The organism is Polynucleobacter sp. JS-JIR-II-50, assembly GCF_018687895.1.
In the GTDB taxonomy this organism is placed as follows: Bacteria; Pseudomonadota; Gammaproteobacteria; order Burkholderiales; family Burkholderiaceae; genus Polynucleobacter.
Window position 1 is genome coordinate 1,528,842 of record NZ_CP061307.1, and the last position, 16,415, is coordinate 1,545,256.

A 16,415-nucleotide genomic window follows, 5' to 3' on the forward strand; every position below is an offset into this window, starting at 1 on the left:
AAGAGCTAATGAGCAATCAAAAAATCAATCGCTCTAGAAGGCAATACCTCAAGACTTCAGCGAAGTTCTTGAGCTTTGCTCTGCTGCTGACGGAGCTTGATATTGCCTGGGGTGCCAAGATCTTAGGTGTGCGCGTCTGGCCTTCCGAGGACTACACCCGCGTTACCTTAGAGTCCGATACACCGCTACCGATTACCCAACAGATTCTGACTAACCCCGATCGCTTAGTAGTTGACGTGCAAGGATTGGAACTCAATCCCACTCTGAAAGATTTGGTGGCCAAGGTAAAGCCGAATGATCCGTATATTTCGCAAGTTCGGATTGGGCAATTTCAACCAGGGGTTGTACGTTTGGTGTTTGACTTAAAAGAACCCATCAAGCCACAGCTCTTTACGCTTGATCCCATTGGTGGGTACAACTACCGCATGGTGTTTGACCTCTACCCCACTTCGCCACCAGATCCATTAATGGCTTTAGTGAGAAGTAGCGCCAAGAAAGAAAGCGCTCTTGAAAAATCCAATGAAGAAGTGGATCTGATTGCGCAGTTCGCCACCAAGAAAGAAAAGGAGCTGGCTAAAACTCCAGCTGCACCAGTTGCGCAAGCTATTCCAGACCCCAAGGAATTGCCAGCGCCTGCTAAGTACAAACGCTTGATCACGATTGCGATTGATCCCGGCCATGGTGGCGAAGATCCCGGCGCCATTGGTGCAGCTGGATCTAGAGAAAAGAATGTGGTGCTTGCGATTGCCAAGAGACTCAAAGATAAGATTGAAGGCGAAGCCTATATGCGCCCTTTCTTAACCAGAGATGGTGACTACTTTGTGCCACTGCATGTCAGGGTTCAAAAAGCCAGACGTGTTGAAGCGGATTTATTTGTATCCATTCATGCGGATGCCTTTATTGAAAGAAATGCTAAAGGTGCATCCGTATTTGCACTATCTCAAATGGGAGCTAGTAGTACTGCTGCCAGATGGATGGCGAACAAAGAAAATGCTTCCGACCTTATTGGCGGCATCAATATCAAAACACAAGATCGTCAAGTTGCTAACCTACTCCTGGATATGTCGACCACGGCCCAGATCAAAGACTCACTACAAGTAGGTAACTCCATCCTGAAGCAAATCGGTGGATTTGCACCCCTACATAAGGGGAAGGTGGAGCAAGCCAGTTTTGCAGTTTTAAAGGCCCCAGACATTCCCTCCATCTTGGTTGAGACGGCTTTTATTAGCAATCCCCAAGAAGAGGCGCGCCTAAACGATGACGGCTACCAAGACCGAATTGCAGAGGCTATTTTGAAGGGAATTAAGGACTATTTTTCTAAAAATCCACCGGTCGCCAGGCGGATCAACTCCTAGGAACTTGTAAGTACAAGGGCTGAGGGGCAGACCTCGCAGACTTGAGGATGGCAAACAAACTTCTTGCTATAATTTATGGCTTAACTGGGTCGGTAGCTCAGTCGGTAGAGCAGCGGACTTTTAATCCGTTGGTCGCGAGTTCGAATCTCGCCCGACCCACCAGTTATACAAAAGCCTCTGGAGAAATCTAGGGGCTTTTTCTTTTAACAATCGGTTAATTGGCATTACCCCCTTTCAATTGAAACCTTAATTAGCATCTTGTTTTAATATCATGCTATAATGCAATCATGCTGCATGAATATAGGAGAACGCCATGGGCGCAGTGATAGATCATCAAGTTATTAAATCCATTGGATCCAGTGGGCAGATCTCGCTTGGCAAAGAGCATGCGGGACGTCAGGTATTAGTGGAAACGCCTGAACCTGGCGTTTGGGTTATTCGTACCGCCACAGTTATTCCCGACAATGAGCGTTGGGTACATACGCCCGCCATTAAAAAGGACTTATCAGCAGCCTTGGTCTGGGCACAAAATACGCCAGCCAAAGCAACTGACCTTTCTAAACTAAAAATGGCTAAAACTCATGGCGCAAAACGCAAAGCCTGAGCCTTTAGTTGAGCTTGATCTGAATAGCCCCATCTTCCAATCTACCTGGGAGAGTTTGGAGCCATCCGAACAAGAGAAAGCCTTAGCCACTTTTGAGAAAATCACGCAATTGACCTGGAACCAGGTTTACCGCGATAAGGGATTGAAGTGGGAAAAGATTCATAGCATTCCCACACCAAAAGGCATTGATGCACTCTACTCATTTCGAGTTAGCAAATCAATCCGGGGAATTGGCTTCAGAGAAGATCATTTCCTAAGGGTTTTATTAATTGAACCAGATCATGATGCTGCTTATGGAAAAAAATAATCCCATAAAAAAGCCTTTTGCGGTAACTCCAAGCAAAGATATACGTAATTCATCAGATCCTGATATTGCTGGATCCTACTACGCCATGCAACGTGCTGGACAAGCTGCAATAGACTTGGCAATTCAAACCAATACTGCAATCGTAACTACCATTGATGGCAAGATAGTGCGGATCCCTGCCGCAGAACTCATTAAGCAGCGCCAACTTACGGCCTAAACACCGTTGGTCGCGAGTTCGAATCTCGCCCGACCCACCAGTATCAAGAAACCCTCACTAGCAATAGTGGGGGTTTTGTCTTTCTAGGTTGGTGAAATGTGACAACTGTTAGGAGCAATGCGGAACTTAATAGACGTTTCGAGTGGGGATGGTGGGCGCTAGATGACAGATTGGACTATGGGCGTCTCGAAACGCGACACTTGTGTTGTCGGGTTAACCGACATTTTATATCTGGGTGGCCATCCTCGAGTGGGTTTATTTTGATTCTTAGCGCCTCAGGATGAAATGAATTAACTACTATAAAAAAGTTTTAATCTTCGCATTTTTGATCAAGTAATCAGCTAGGACTTCGCATAACAATAAGCAGCACTTAAAGCAATAATGATTGATCGAGCTATTCTTTACCAAGGTACTTATGAATCTGGAAAAGGATTCCATTTGATACACCTGATTGACTGTTTACCGGAAATACCACCTCAGCAGATAAGTTGAAATGCTCCCCTACCCAGACCACACCAGGATTTACTGATCCAGTAATTTGTCCAGCACAACGAGTAGTAAGGCATGTTTGCATAGGAAATTCAACTACAGCAACCAATCTATTAAAAAAATCATTCCAGCCAGTTGAGCGGACATAACGGTTCAAATATAAAAAACTATATTGAGCAGTAAAGCCCCAATTAAATACTTTTGCTTGAGTTTGCTCGGTAGGTATTTGATAGCCCAGTATTCCTGTTAATGCAAATGGTTTAAGTAACGCCATTGAATTGGGCAAATCCCCAAATCCCTTTGCATAGTAAATTGTCGGGGCATAGGTGCTGTAAGCATCCGAACCCTTTCCGCCGGTGCGTGATGCCTGCCCCGTCATACCGATAGTTACCGCAAACTCATGCTCGTCGTTAATTTCTAATTCTTTCTTTACCGTGTAATAGAGATTATCAAATCCGTTAGCCTGCGGCGTTAGATTGCCATTGGGTTGTCGATACACACCATCTATCGCAATACCAAAGCCATCAAAAGGTTCTATGCCGGCGCCTACTAGCGCCACATTTCCTGAGGTGGTATTCGAATTTCCAGCACCAATATTCGGGGTTCTACCGACTACGCCATGAGCCTCATTAGCAGCATATGGATCATCTACAACGATAGTAGGTGGAAAGTATCTATCGCCAGCAATTCCATGAGCACTAGCTGGCGATGCGATAAAAATAGTTAGAAGTAAGAGGGTCGTACATTGAAAAAATAAACTCATAAAACCTAATTCTTTAGCAGTCCCTTCTTCTCAATAAACTCAATAATTCCTTTAAGCCCATCGCCTGACTTCACACTACCCATAATAAATGGTCGATCACCACGCATCTTTTTAGCGTCTGACTCCATGATGGGTAAGGAAGCTCCAACATAAGGAGCAAGATCGGTCTTATTGATTACCAATAAATCAGAACGTGTAATTCCTGGGCCACCTTTACGAGGAATCTTTTCCCCTCCAGCTACATCAATCACATAAATCGTCAGGTCAGAAAGCTCTGGGCTGAAAGTTGCCGCCAAATTATCACCACCAGACTCAATAAAAATAATATCTACATCTGGATACTGCCGTTGCATACGATCAACAGCTTCTAAATTGATAGAGGCGTCTTCTCTAATGGCGGTATGCGGGCAACCGCCTGTCTCAACCCCCATGATTCGCTCTGGATCTAATGCACCTGCAACAGTAAGTAAACGCTGATCTTCTTTAGTGTATATGTCGTTGGTAATCACTACCAAGTCATACTGATCACGCATTGCTTTACAAAGCATCTCGAGCAAAGTTGTCTTGCCTGAACCTACAGGGCCACCAATACCAACTCTCAAAGGGGGATTTTTTTTAGTTCTCATCATTTCTTATTTCTATGAACGGAATAATCGGGAATACTGAGTCTCGTGTCTGGAAGAAAGGATAGCCAACATCGGTGCAAAATTGTCAACCATCGATAAACCAGATTTGGCTCTTTGTTCAGCCTGCTCAACCATTTCAGGAACAAGCAAGCGAAGCTTTGTTAGGGCATGCTGCCCTGCTACTTGACCCAGCGGTATAGCTTTTAAAGAAGCTGCTACTTGGTTTTCTATCCATGAGAATGCATAAGCTGCAAGCCCATTCTTTGACTGTATATTTAGATGAAAACAGGCATAGCTATGGGCCGTCAATAATGACAAAGGTTTGATTGCAGATAATTTAGTAAGGTATTCGCTACCCCAACCCAAAGACTGAGCAATTTGCAATAAAGACCAACCCATCTGCTCAGCTTCTGATCTGAGCTCTGAGGTTTCGCGACTGGCTAAGAAATAGTCGTTCAGACTTTGGGCGGAATCAATATCTTTTTTTGCCCATGCCTCATAACTGAGAAGCCAAAGTGGGGCTTCAGATCTGACAAAGACACCTAAAAATACATCTTTTATCCATGCTTCTGCAGTTGGAGCATCGTTTACCAAGCCAGAATCAATGGCAGCTTCTAAGCCCTGAGAATAGCTATATCCACCGATTGGCAATGCTGGTGATGCCAACTGCATCAATGCAGTGATTTCGTTTAGATCAATGCTCATGTGAATGATCATGATCGCCGTGATGATGGTGAGAGCATCCAGGCCCATGAACATGTGGCTTCTCATGTTCGGCATACACTTTTTGAGCTAAGGCATAGTCACTATCAAATGTCTCAGCATGACTATGGCGATGTCCACCTCCATACGCACCTGTTTCAGGCTCAAACGGGGCAAATTCATGCTTAGACTCCAACCCCAGTTGATGAATCATGCCCTCTAACACTGAGTCAGGCTCAATCCTCAAGAATCCTAAGCCTACCTGAACAGGAATATGTCGATTACCTAAGTGGTAAGCCGCCCTCATTAGCTGATGTGCATCGGTAGAGGCAATTGTTATTACCTCTTGATCCGCCGCGGAGATTCGAATCATGGATCCATCATCTGCAATCAAAATATCATCACTTGCCAGCACATTACCTCTTGGCAGAAAAAAGTGTGCCTCGCGACCATCGGAAAGTATTTCTGAAAAACGGCTTTTATTGCGTACCTCAAATGGCAACTTTAGTTCGAGCGCTCTAGCAATAACTGCTTTGGCTAAGCCCTGTCCTTTGGGGATGATTTTCTCAACGCGAATTGGTTCTGACATAATTTTTCCTAGAACAAGAAATATCGTTGAGCCATTGGTAATACCTTTGCTGGCTCACAAGTTAATAGTTCGCCATTTGCTATCACTTGGTAGGTCTCTGGATCTACGGAGATATTTGGCTGCCAATCGTTGTGGACCATATCTGCCTTGGTGATAGATCGACAATTCTTTACCGCCTCAACTTGCTTCTCTAATCCATAAGCATCGCGAATATTGGCATTCATAGCCGATTGAGAAATGAAAGTTAACGAGCTATGACGTATCCCCTGGCCAATGCCCGCAAACATATTTCGGTAATGAACGGGCTGCGGCGTTGGAATAGATGCGTTTGGATCGCCCATAGCCGCTGCCGCAATAGACCCACCCTTTAATATTAATGAAGGCTTGACGCCGAAGAAGGCAGGCTTCCAAAATACTAAATCCGCATACTTACCCACCTCAATAGACCCAACAACATGAGAAATGCCATGGGTAATGGCAGGATTAATGGTGTACTTAGAGATGTAACGCTTGACTCGGAAGTTATCGTGACGATTTGTATCACCCGGAAGCAAACCACGCTGTACTTTCATCTTGTCAGCAGTTTGCCAGGTACGAATAATCACCTCACCCACACGCCCCATCGCTTGAGAATCTGATGAAAGCATCGAGAAGGCGCCTAAGTCATGCAAGATATCCTCCGCAGCGATGGTTTCACGACGAATGCGCGATTCTGCAAAGGCAATATCTTCAGCGATAGATGCATCAAGATGATGGCACACCATCAGCATATCCAAATGCTCATCTAATGTATTAACCGTAAATGGTCTGGTGGGGTTAGTTGAGGATGGCAATACATTTGACTCGCCACACGCACGAATAATGTCGGGGGCATGACCGCCGCCCGCGCCCTCGGTGTGATAAGTGTGAATAGTGCGCCCCTTAAATGCAGCTAAGGTAGTTTCTACAAATCCTGACTCATTTAAAGTATCGGTATGAATTGCCACCTGAGTATCAGTTTCATCAGCAACGCCCAAACAACAATCAATCGCTGCTGGCGTAGTCCCCCAGTCTTCATGCAACTTCAATCCAATTGCGCCTGCATCAACTTGCTCTCGTAATCCAGCTGGCAAGCTAGCATTGCCTTTACCCAATAGGCCAATATTCATAGGATATGCATCGATGGATTGCAACATTCTTTGAATATGCCAAGGACCAGGCGTGCAAGTAGTTGCAAAAGTACCAGTTGCTGGGCCCGTACCGCCACCAATCATGGTGGTTACCCCAGACATTAAAGCCTCTTCAATTTGCTGCGGACAAATAAAGTGGATATGAGTATCAATACCACCCGCCGTCACTATCATTCCTTCGCCAGCAATAATTTCGGTACCAGGGCCAATGACAGAAGTGATCCCCGGTTGAATATCTGGGTTACCAGCCTTACCAATATTAGATATTCTGCCATTTTTAATAGAGATATCAGCTTTGATAATGCCCCAGTGATCAATGATTACCGCATTGGTAATAACGGTATCGGCACAGTCCTTTGACTCGCGTTGACTTTGGCCCATACCATCACGAATGACTTTACCACCGCCAAATTTGACTTCTTCGCCATAGATAGTGAGGTCCTTTTCAACCTCAATCATGAGGCCGGTATCCGCCAGTCTTAAACGATCACCTACAGTAGGGCCAAACATTTCAGCATAGGCTTGACGACCAATCTTAGCCATTAGAGACCCCCCATAACGCGGCCAGCAAAGCCATAAATCTTCTTCTCACCAGCCACCTCTACAAGCTCAATAGTGCGCTTTTGGCCTGGCTCAAAACGCACAGCAGTGCCTGCAACAATATTTAATCGCATGCCCTTCGTTTTATCGCGATCAAATACTAGGGCATCATTTACTTCAAAGAAGTGAAAATGGGAACCGATTTGAATAGGACGATCGCCACTATTAGAGACTTCAATTGAAAGTGTTTTTCGGCCAACATTCAACTCAATATCTCCAGGCTCTACAAACATCTGCCCTGGAATAAAGCGTTGGCTATTTGCACTTGATGGCGAACTCATGTCGATGCTCCGCCAAGCAGTGCAAAGGAAAGCTGACTGATTAATACCCAGCCGTATATAACACTAGCAAATCCAGTCACTCTTGCAAAGATCGCCGTCTTGTCCCTAAGGAGCTTGACCAATAGAGCGCCTGATAAATGCAAGATCCCTGTCGCCAAAATCAAGCCAGCCATATCTTGTGCTACCAAGGGGGCTCCAAGGGATCCATTTGAAAATAATGCAGCGTGGGCAAACCCATGAAATATTCCAAAAAAACTAATTAAGGCAAGGATTGCATTATTGGAGTACTGGCGCTGTACAAGCAACAATAATCCCATTGCAATTACAGAAGCAGCGATTCCAAATTCAAAGATATGAAGAGGTAAATTACTTAGGCCAGCAAATACCCCAAGACACATACCTAATATAAAAACACAAGGCCCAAGCCAGATTTTTTTCAGCATGAAAGCACTCCAAAATCCTACGAGCACAATGACTAAAAAATGATCAAAGCCACTAAATGGATGCATCAGACCCGATAGGAAACTAACCGAAGTTTCATGTCCTGGGTGGGCATAAACCAAATTTGAAGATAGAACTCCGATCAATCCAGCAAAAGCTAACAATATTTTTTTTATATAAAGACTCATTTGTATTGCTCCTAAACAATCGGGTTATGAACTGTGACTAATTTTGTTCCATCAGGAAATGTTGCCTCAATCTGAATATCTGGAATCATTTCTGGAACCCCTTCCATGACATCTTCGCGACCTAGTATCGCTTGCCCTTCGTGCATCAGTTGTGCGACAGTTTTGCCATCGCGAGCACCCTCCATAATCGAAGCGCTAATTAAAGCGACTGATTCCGGATAGTTCAACTTGAGGCCCCGAGCCTTTCTGCGCTCCGCTAAGAGTGCCGCTGTGAATATGAGTAATTTATCTTTTTCGCGTGGAGTTAATTCCATATCTCACCTATAACAATCCTAAGAAGCCCAAAGCCGTAATGGCTGAGCTGGCACACCATGAACGATTGGTCTTAATTTGGACCATACATCAATCATAAAATTTCTGGCTATCTCCATATCATTAGAGACTACCCTCACCAAAAAGACGCCTTGTGGCATCAACGTCACCCCAGCCCGTAATGAATCAGTCCAAGGCATCATCTCAGCAAAGGTTTCAACTAAATTAGCTGAGCACCTTGGTCCTACGGCCCATAGAGTTGCACAAACAGGCCAAGACCCTAGTTGAGTTAAAGATCTGGAGTATTGATCTTCGGCATCTATATGCCCGTTCTCGATCCAAATTAACTTTCCATCACGCCTTATTTCATTGAGCATATGAATGTGGCCACTAGACCATTCCTCGCCAGAGGCATGGCGTCCTAACATCAGGGCGTCCCAACCAATAAATGAAGCATTCGATGAAAGGCTCATCCTGGTAATAACGTTAGAGTTTGCGCCTTTAAAAAAAAGATTCTCTTGAGGTAGCCAATCTAATTTTGCATTCTCACCCAGCTCAAATTGAATATTTTGAGTAGCAGGATTTTTAAATGATTTGTACCATTTAGTGGCACTTGGAGTAGATAGAACCACATGACTACCCTTGCCAACAGCAACCTGGATATCTAAGGTATCTCCGCCTGCGATACCTGCTGGCGGGTGAATGATGACCGTGTGGCAAATATCATCACCTTCGGGATATAAAGCTTTTTGAACTCGCAGTGGCCCCTCATGCAAACTTTTCTTTAATACAGTGCCAATTACAGTGCGCTCATAAGATAGGCTCAGTTTGGCTAGCCAACTAGGACTTAGAGGCCTAAATAGCTTTTTTACTGCGTTGTCTGGAGCCAAAAACATATGGGTAAGCCATCTAAGTGGAATGAGTATCCACTTTAAACCGAAATCATCTCCTGAACACCATTGAGATCCATATCAGCACCTTTGCCTTGCGCGACGACTTCACCGCGGCGCATCACAATATAGTTATCTGAGAGCTCTTTTGCAAAGTCGTAATATTGTTCAACGAGAAGAACGGTAATACCCATTTCATCGACTAACTTGCGAAGGCATCGACCAATGTCCTGAATAATCGATGGCTGAATACCCTCGGTAGGCTCATCCAAAATGATCAACTCTGGCTGAGACATCAATGCACGCCCAATTGCTAACTGCTGTTGTTGGCCACCTGACAAATCACCGCCCCGACGCGCCTTCATATCCGACAGAATTGGAAATAGCTCGTAAATATATCCAGGGATATTTTTTGGGCTTGAGAATTTTGCCGCTCCAATGAGCAAGTTTTCTTCGACTGTGAGTCTTGGGAAAATTTCTCGACCTTGAGGAACATAGGCAAATCCACCGTCCACCCGAGACCACGGGGGTAGATTGGCCAATTCTTTTCCATCCCAAGCAATCGAGCCAGTCTTTACTTTCACCACACCCATAAGCGATTTGAGCAAAGTGGTTTTGCCAACGCCATTTCGCCCAAGCAAACTGGTTAATTGACCCTTGGGGACTTCAAAATTCACATTACGCAAAATATGGCTTCCGCCATAATATTGATTGAGATCTTTGACGATAAGCATGATTAACGCCCTAAATACGATTCGATTACGCGTTCATCACGCTTCACTTCATCCAAAGTGCCTTCGGCTAGAACTGAACCTTCAGCCAATACAGTCACCTTACCTTTTGGGCCCGCTAAAGCAGCAACAAATTCCATATCATGCTCAACTACCATCATCGAGCATTGACCACGTAATGAATTTAGAAGCTCAGCTAAGCGCATTGTTTCTTCGTCCGTCATCCCTGCAACGGGCTCATCAAGCAATAACAGCTTGGGCTGCTGCATTAGAAGCATACCAATCTCTAAGCGTTGCTTTTGACCGTGAGAAAGAAGGCCAGCTTCACGATAAGCTTCTGACTCTAACTGTGTAAGGGCAAGCACTGATTCCATCAAACGACGGCCCTCTAGATCTACTTTAGCAATCAAGGAGTGATGCCATGATTTATCTCCAGCCATCGCCAATTCAAGATTTTCCCAAACAGGGTGATGCTCAAATACCGTGGGCTTTTGAAATTTACGGCCAACGCCAATTTGGGCAATTTGTGGCTCGTTCATGGTCATCAGATCAATGGTCGAACCTAAATAAACGGAGCCATCAATATCAGCAATGTTAGAGCGAGTTTTACCGGTAATGACATCCATTAAGGTAGTCTTACCGGCGCCATTAGGCCCAATCACACAGCGCAGTTCGCCGACATCAATCGTCAATGACAATTTATTAATGGCCTGAAAACCGTCAAAATTGACCGATAGATCATCCACATAGAGGATTCCAGTATGAGAAGTATCGATTCCCTTCTCAAGAAAGTGAGCGCTCATTTTGACCCACCCTTCTTAACAACGAATTTGTGATAGATACCCAGCAATCCATTCGGTAGAAACAAGGTCACCAATACAAACATCATTCCTAAGAAAAACAGCCAATATTCTGCAAAGTTAGTGGTAAAAAAACTCTTAGCCCCGCTCACCGCAAATGCGCCAATAATTGGACCTAGCAAGGTGCCGCGGCCACCTACTGCTACCCAGATCGCCATCTCAATCGAGTTTGTTGGAGACATCTCTCCAGGATTAATGATGCCCACCTGCGGAACGAATAAAGCTCCAGCAATGGCGCATAGGATGGCAGATAGAACCCAAATAAAGAGTTTGTAACCTAAGGGGTTGTACCCACAAAACATCAAACGAGATTCTGCATCCCGTACCGCTGTAATCACCCTTCCCATTTTTGAGGTCACCAGGGCTCGGCAAAGAATAAAACTGCCCAACAGGACTAAGAAGGTAACAATGAAAAGTGTGACGCGAGTACTTGGCGCGCTGATGGAGTAACCCAATATCCGCTTAAAGTCCGTGAAACCATTATTGCCCCCAAAACCTGTTTCATTTCTAAAGAAAAGAAGCATGGCAGCATACGTTAATGCCTGCGTAATGATCGAGAAGTACACCCCTTTAATTCTGGAGCGAAAGGCAAAGTAACCAAATACCCAGGAAATCACTCCCGGAACCAGAATGAGCATCAAGAGCATCCACCAAAAGTGTTCGCTCCCCTTCCAGAACCAAGGCAACTCTTTCCAGTCTAAGAAAACCATGAAGTCAGGTAATTCGCTTTTGTATACACCTTCAGTTCCTATCTGGCGCATGAGATACATGCCCATGATGTAACCGCCAATAGCAAAGAACAATCCATGCCCCAAACTCAATATTCCGCAGTAACCCCAAACCAAATCAAGCGCTAAGGCCGCAATTGCAAAGCACATAATCTTGCCAATTAAACTAAGCGCATAAGCAGACATGTAGAACATACTAGTCTCGGGAACCAGCAAAGAAAATATTGGCACACCAATTAATACGCACAGTGTCAATGCTGCTAAGGCAATATAAGCACGCTTGCTGAGTATGGATTCACGCTCAGGAATTGCCAAACTAAAGCTAGATGAAGGAGCAAGCTTTCTAATATCCATATTAATCAACGCTCCTGCCTTTCAGTGCGAAGAGGCCTTGAGGACGTCTTTGGATAAAAATAATAATGAACACTAAGATAGCAATCTTGGCCAATACGGCGCCAATAAATGGCTCTAATAATTTGCTGGTGATACCAAGTCCAAATGCACCATAAATAGTGCCTGCAAGCTGACCTACTCCACCGAGTACCACCACCATGAAGGAATCAACAATATAGCTTTGACCAAGATCGGGACCTACGTTACCAATCTGTGAGAGGGCTACACCACCAAGACCGGCAATGCCTGCGCCAAATGCAAAGGCATACATATCCACGCGCACTGTTTTGACACCCACGCATGCAGCCATAGTCCGGTTTTGAGTAACCGCCCTGACGAAAAGCCCTAGACGAGTTTTGTTTAATACTAGCCAAGTCACGATTACTACCGCAATCGCAAAAGCAAAAATAATGATCCGGTTATAGGGCACAACCAAGTTAGGTAGTACCTGCATGGCACCAGACATCCACGTTGGATTAGCCACCTCGACATTTTGAGCGCCAAAAATAGTTCTGGTCATCTGAATCATCAGCAAACTGACGCCAAAGGTGGCTAATAAGGTTTCTAGCGGACGACCATATAAAAATTTAATGACCGTTCTTTCGATCAAAATACCCACTAAGGCGGCGGCAATAAAAGCAACCGGCAAAGCGAATAACAAATACCAATCTAAATAGCCAGGAGCATATTGCCTGAAAAATCCTTGTACAACATAAGTTGCATAAGCACCAACCATCAGGAATTCACCGTGCGCCATATTGATGACGCCAATCAAGCCATAAGTAATCGCCAAGCCCAAAGCGCAAAGTAACAAAATACTTCCATAACTAAACCCAGCGATCACATTACCCAGGATTTCGCCGCTAAACTCAGACTTCTTAATTTTGGCTAAAGCCTTTTCAGCCGCCTCTTGCACTGGGCCACCCTCTTTTGCCAAAGGCGCCAGCAATGCAGCAACTTGTGGATCACCACTATCGCCTAAGAGTTCAATTGCCTTTAGTTTTGATTCTTGATTGTCGGATTGCAAAGCAAGGAGCGCCCAGAGCTTCTGTACTTTTGGCTTGAGCGCAGGATCCTTTTCGGTAGCCAGTAAGTTTTCAACCAATGGGAAGGTGTCTGGCTCGGGATCCTTGATTAAAGAGTCGACTGCCTTAGCGCGAATCTGTGGATCTGCAGAAGCTAGCTGTAAACCTAGCAAGGCATTATCAACTTTACCGCGCAGTTGATTATTCAGAATAACGTCTTGCAGTTCATCCGGCTTCACTGAAACACTTAGTCCGGTTAAGGGATCTAAATATTGATCGCCCTTTTGAACTACAACACCTTGGGGCGACAAGAAAAGGCTTTCTGCACTGAGAGCCTGAAGAATTTCTAAGGCTTCGGGACTACCCTCTTTAGATAAATTTTGGACCACTTTAACTTTGGCATCAAAGTTATCACTAAACAGGGGCTTTAAATCTGCAACATTAATTTTTGCAAAAGTAATCCCACATGCCAATACACAAGCAGCAGAAAGGATTAGTTTTGAAAAGATTGGAAATTTCATGGTGATTGTGAAAACCCTCCCCCAAGCGAGGGAGGGCATTTTCTATTGAAAATTACTGTACTGAATCAGGCTTGCCTGCATTACCGTCGATATACTGGCTCCATGGTTTAGCTGGAATAGCTGTTGGAGTTTTGTAGATCACGTTGAATTGTCCGTCTGCCTTGATTTCACCAATCATGACCGGCTTAGACAAATGGTGATTAGCACCCATCACCTCAAGATAACCACTTGGAGTGTTAAGTTTTTGACCAATCATTGCCTTACGAACAGCATCAACATCGGTTGTGCCCGCTTTCTCAACAGCCGCTTTCCACATCAAGATACCGGTACGACTAGCCTCCATTGGGTCATCTGTCAAAGGCTTGCTAGCCCCTGGCAACTTTTTCTCTACAGAGTAAGCGGCCCACTGTTTTTTCCACTCGTCATTAACTGGGTTCTTAACTGACATGAAGTAATTCCATGCAGCCAATTGACCTACCAACGGCTTGGTATCAACGCCACGCAATTCCTCTTCACCAACAGAGAATGCCACTACTGGAACATCTTTCGCTTTCAAGCCTGCATTACCCAATTCTTTATAGAAAGGAACGTTTGAGTCGCCGTTAATAGTAGAAACAACTGCTGTCTTGCCGCCTTGAGAGAACTTCTTGATATTGGCAACAATAGTTTGATAGTCTGAGTGACCAAATGGTGTGTATGTTTCTTGAATATCATCATCTTTAACACCTTTAGATTTCAAGAATGCGCGCAAGATCTTATTGGTTGTACGTGGGTATACGTAGTCAGTTCCCAAAAGAACCCAGCGCTTAGCACCGCCGCCCTCTTTACTCATCAAATACTCTACTGCTGGAATTGCTTGTTGATTAGGCGCTGCACCGGTGTAGAACACATTACGAGACATTTCTTCGCCTTCGTACTGCACGGGGTAGAAGAGTAAGCCATTGAGCTCTTCAAAAACTGGCAGTACAGATTTACGTGATACGGAAGTCCAGCAGCCAAAAACAACCGAAACCTTATCTTTAGTTAAAAGCTGTCGAGCCTTTTCAGCAAATAATGGCCAATTGGAAGCTGGATCAACCACTACTGGCTCTAATTTACGACCCAATACTCCGCCGCTTTTATTAATCTGGTCAATCACCATCAAATCCATATCTTTAAGTGATGTTTCGGAGATTGCCATTGTTCCGGATAGTGAATGCAAAATACCAACCTTAATTGGCTCCTTGCTTTGAGCCATCGCCAAATGACTTAAACCTGTAAAACTCAAAGCCGCAGCCAAAGCTGACAACTTCAAAATTGATCTACGCTTCATGTCTCACCTCTTGAGTAAATTAATCAGTTGGGCACATACAACCACTGCCTGCATTGATTAGAGGATGTTTCATGTTGGTGCAAATTCAAATAATCACCAAAACAGAGCGTCTGCACCAAAACAAAGCGTCATCAAATTAAGAATTGCACTAAGAATAGGAATTTATACCGTTACAAAGGGGATGCCCTATTTTCCACTTTGTTACTTGTCCTGGAACCATGGGAACTTGAACTAGGACAACTTTTTGTCGTTTAACCCGACAAACCTACTGTCTAGAAAAGTCACACCCCTATGTATCCCAATTAAATCTATTTAGGCCCGTTGGTCGCGAGTTCGAATCTCGCCTGACCCACCGCATATACATAAGTCCTTGTATTTTTGGATCAAGAGCTTTTTTATTCACCCCTCTCACCACCAATAAATTAATGGACTCTTTAGGATAACCCTAGGGATAACCCAAAATACGAAGTTGATGGACGTCTTTTCAGGTTAAGCTTAAGCCCATAAAACATATTACGAAGTTGAGACAGCATTGAGATACTTACTTAAGTTTTGCCTTTCCATTTATTTCATTTGGAGCTCACCAGCTATAGCTCAACTTGGGGTCATGATATCGGGTGGTTTTTCGGGACCCTACAATCAAATGCTACCCGGCTTTGAACAGAAAACTGGCATTAAAGTAATCACCAAATCAGGCGCTTCCCAGGGCTCCGGACCTAAAACCATCAAATCCCAACTGAATGCGGGCACAACGGCAGATATAGTCATTTTGTCGCGCGAGGGATTAGCCGAACTCATGGCTCAGAATAAGATTCTGCCAAACTCGGATGTCGATTTAGCCAAAGCCCCCTTAGGCCTTGCGATCCCATCAGGAAATCCAAGACCAGACATCTCTACCATTCAGTCTTTTTCAAATGCCCTAGTAAAAGCAAAAAAAATTGTTATGCCAGGCAGCACAAGCGGTATCTATTTAAATGCTGAACTATTTCCACGTCTAGGGATCAGCAATCAAATTGAGGTTCAAGTCACCGAAAGGGGTGCTGAATCTACTGCCATTCTGGCTGCGCATAAGGCAAATATTGCCATTCAGCCCAGCAGTGAATTGGTCAACGTTCCCGGTATTGACTATGTCGGCGCCCTTCCTGGCGATATTCAACTCATTCAGACTTTTAGCGCAGCCATTATTCTGAATTCGCCAAATCAAGAGGCGGCCAAAAAACTGGTTGAATATTTAAGCTCACCAAGCGCGGCCATACCCATTAAAAATAGCGGCATGGATTTAGTACGTTAACCCACACTTGAAAGTGTCTTT

19 protein-coding genes and 1 tRNA gene are annotated in these 16,415 nt (G+C 44.6%); 6 read left to right on the top strand and 14 right to left on the bottom strand.

Annotated features, from left to right (window positions below):
• The first annotated feature begins 8 nt into the window (after window positions 1-8).
• The 5 genes from FD963_RS07510 (at window position 9) to FD963_RS07530 (ending at window position 2,483) form a co-directional block, all read left to right on the top strand.
• Entirely contained in the window at window positions 9-1,355 is a 1,347-nt protein-coding gene (locus FD963_RS07510) for an N-acetylmuramoyl-L-alanine amidase (protein WP_215361587.1), read from the top strand.
• A gap of 86 nt (window positions 1,356-1,441) precedes the next feature.
• A tRNA-Lys gene (locus tag FD963_RS07515) sits at window positions 1,442-1,517 on the top strand.
• A 151-nt stretch (window positions 1,518-1,668) separates the two neighbouring features.
• Window positions 1,669-1,959 carry a hypothetical protein gene (locus FD963_RS07520; RefSeq protein ID WP_215361589.1) on the top strand — a complete coding sequence of 97 codons (291 nt, stop codon included), beginning with the start codon at window positions 1,669-1,671 and terminating at the stop codon, window positions 1,957-1,959.
• Window positions 1,937-2,266 carry a hypothetical protein gene (locus tag FD963_RS07525; RefSeq protein WP_215361591.1) on the top strand — a complete coding sequence of 110 codons (330 nt, stop codon included), beginning with the start codon at window positions 1,937-1,939 and terminating at the stop codon, window positions 2,264-2,266. Before FD963_RS07520 ends, FD963_RS07525 begins: the two co-directional genes overlap by 23 nt.
• Window positions 2,253-2,483, top strand: coding sequence for a hypothetical protein (locus FD963_RS07530; RefSeq protein ID WP_215361593.1), 231 nt, complete (start codon window positions 2,253-2,255; stop codon window positions 2,481-2,483). The genes FD963_RS07525 and FD963_RS07530 overlap by 14 nt, the downstream gene beginning before the upstream one ends.
• Before the next feature lie 394 nt (window positions 2,484-2,877).
• Here FD963_RS07530 and FD963_RS07535 read toward each other — a convergent pair whose 3' ends face one another.
• From FD963_RS07535 to urtA, 14 genes are read right to left on the bottom strand one after another with little or no spacing between them, the layout of a single operon-like run.
• Entirely contained in the window at window positions 2,878-3,735 is an 858-nt protein-coding gene (locus tag FD963_RS07535) for a hypothetical protein (protein WP_215361595.1), read from the bottom strand.
• A gap of 5 nt (window positions 3,736-3,740) precedes the next feature.
• Window positions 3,741-4,364, bottom strand: a complete 624-nt coding sequence (gene ureG, locus FD963_RS07540; protein WP_215361597.1) for an urease accessory protein UreG — start codon at window positions 4,362-4,364, stop codon at window positions 3,741-3,743.
• Between the two features lie 9 nt (window positions 4,365-4,373).
• The gene (locus FD963_RS07545; protein WP_215363940.1) at window positions 4,374-5,066 is read right to left on the bottom strand and encodes an urease accessory protein UreF; all 693 of its coding nucleotides are present in this window, start codon (window positions 5,064-5,066) and stop codon (window positions 4,374-4,376) included.
• The gene (gene ureE / locus FD963_RS07550) at window positions 5,056-5,652 is read right to left on the bottom strand and encodes an urease accessory protein UreE (protein ID WP_076024339.1); all 597 of its coding nucleotides are present in this window, start codon (window positions 5,650-5,652) and stop codon (window positions 5,056-5,058) included. The genes FD963_RS07545 and ureE overlap by 11 nt, the downstream gene beginning before the upstream one ends.
• A gap of 8 nt (window positions 5,653-5,660) precedes the next feature.
• A complete protein-coding gene (gene ureC, locus FD963_RS07555) occupies window positions 5,661-7,364 on the bottom strand; it encodes an urease subunit alpha (protein ID WP_215361599.1) in 1,704 nt (567 codons plus the stop codon).
• Entirely contained in the window at window positions 7,364-7,702 is a 339-nt protein-coding gene (locus FD963_RS07560) for an urease subunit beta (RefSeq protein ID WP_215361601.1), read from the bottom strand. Before FD963_RS07560 ends, ureC begins: the two co-directional genes overlap by 1 nt.
• Window positions 7,699-8,331 (bottom strand): HupE/UreJ family protein, encoded by a 633-nt coding sequence (locus FD963_RS07565; RefSeq protein WP_215361603.1) that lies wholly within the window; start codon window positions 8,329-8,331, stop codon window positions 7,699-7,701. The genes FD963_RS07560 and FD963_RS07565 overlap by 4 nt, the downstream gene beginning before the upstream one ends.
• 11 nt (window positions 8,332-8,342) lie before the next feature.
• Window positions 8,343-8,645, bottom strand: coding sequence for an urease subunit gamma (locus FD963_RS07570; RefSeq protein ID WP_215361605.1), 303 nt, complete (start codon window positions 8,643-8,645; stop codon window positions 8,343-8,345).
• Between the two features lie 18 nt (window positions 8,646-8,663).
• Window positions 8,664-9,539 (bottom strand): urease accessory protein UreD, encoded by an 876-nt coding sequence (locus FD963_RS07575; RefSeq protein WP_215361608.1) that lies wholly within the window; start codon window positions 9,537-9,539, stop codon window positions 8,664-8,666.
• A 35-nt stretch (window positions 9,540-9,574) separates the two neighbouring features.
• Window positions 9,575-10,267 carry an urea ABC transporter ATP-binding subunit UrtE gene (gene urtE, locus FD963_RS07580; protein WP_011903038.1) on the bottom strand — a complete coding sequence of 231 codons (693 nt, stop codon included), beginning with the start codon at window positions 10,265-10,267 and terminating at the stop codon, window positions 9,575-9,577.
• 2 nt (window positions 10,268-10,269) lie between these two features.
• Window positions 10,270-11,067, bottom strand: coding sequence for an urea ABC transporter ATP-binding protein UrtD (gene urtD / locus FD963_RS07585; protein ID WP_215361610.1), 798 nt, complete (start codon window positions 11,065-11,067; stop codon window positions 10,270-10,272).
• Window positions 11,064-12,206 carry an urea ABC transporter permease subunit UrtC gene (gene urtC, locus FD963_RS07590; protein WP_215361612.1) on the bottom strand — a complete coding sequence of 381 codons (1,143 nt, stop codon included), beginning with the start codon at window positions 12,204-12,206 and terminating at the stop codon, window positions 11,064-11,066. Before urtC ends, urtD begins: the two co-directional genes overlap by 4 nt.
• 1 nt (window position 12,207) lies before the next feature.
• The gene (urtB, locus tag FD963_RS07595) at window positions 12,208-13,791 is read right to left on the bottom strand and encodes an urea ABC transporter permease subunit UrtB (RefSeq protein ID WP_215361614.1); all 1,584 of its coding nucleotides are present in this window, start codon (window positions 13,789-13,791) and stop codon (window positions 12,208-12,210) included.
• A 52-nt stretch (window positions 13,792-13,843) separates the two neighbouring features.
• Window positions 13,844-15,103, bottom strand: coding sequence for an urea ABC transporter substrate-binding protein (gene urtA, locus FD963_RS07600; protein WP_076024347.1), 1,260 nt, complete (start codon window positions 15,101-15,103; stop codon window positions 13,844-13,846).
• Window positions 15,104-15,746: 643 nt separating this feature from the next.
• On the opposite strand from urtA, the gene FD963_RS07605 reads away from it, so the two are divergent.
• The gene (locus FD963_RS07605) at window positions 15,747-16,394 is read left to right on the top strand and encodes a substrate-binding domain-containing protein (protein WP_251367209.1); all 648 of its coding nucleotides are present in this window, start codon (window positions 15,747-15,749) and stop codon (window positions 16,392-16,394) included.
• Window positions 16,395-16,415 lie beyond the last annotated feature (21 nt).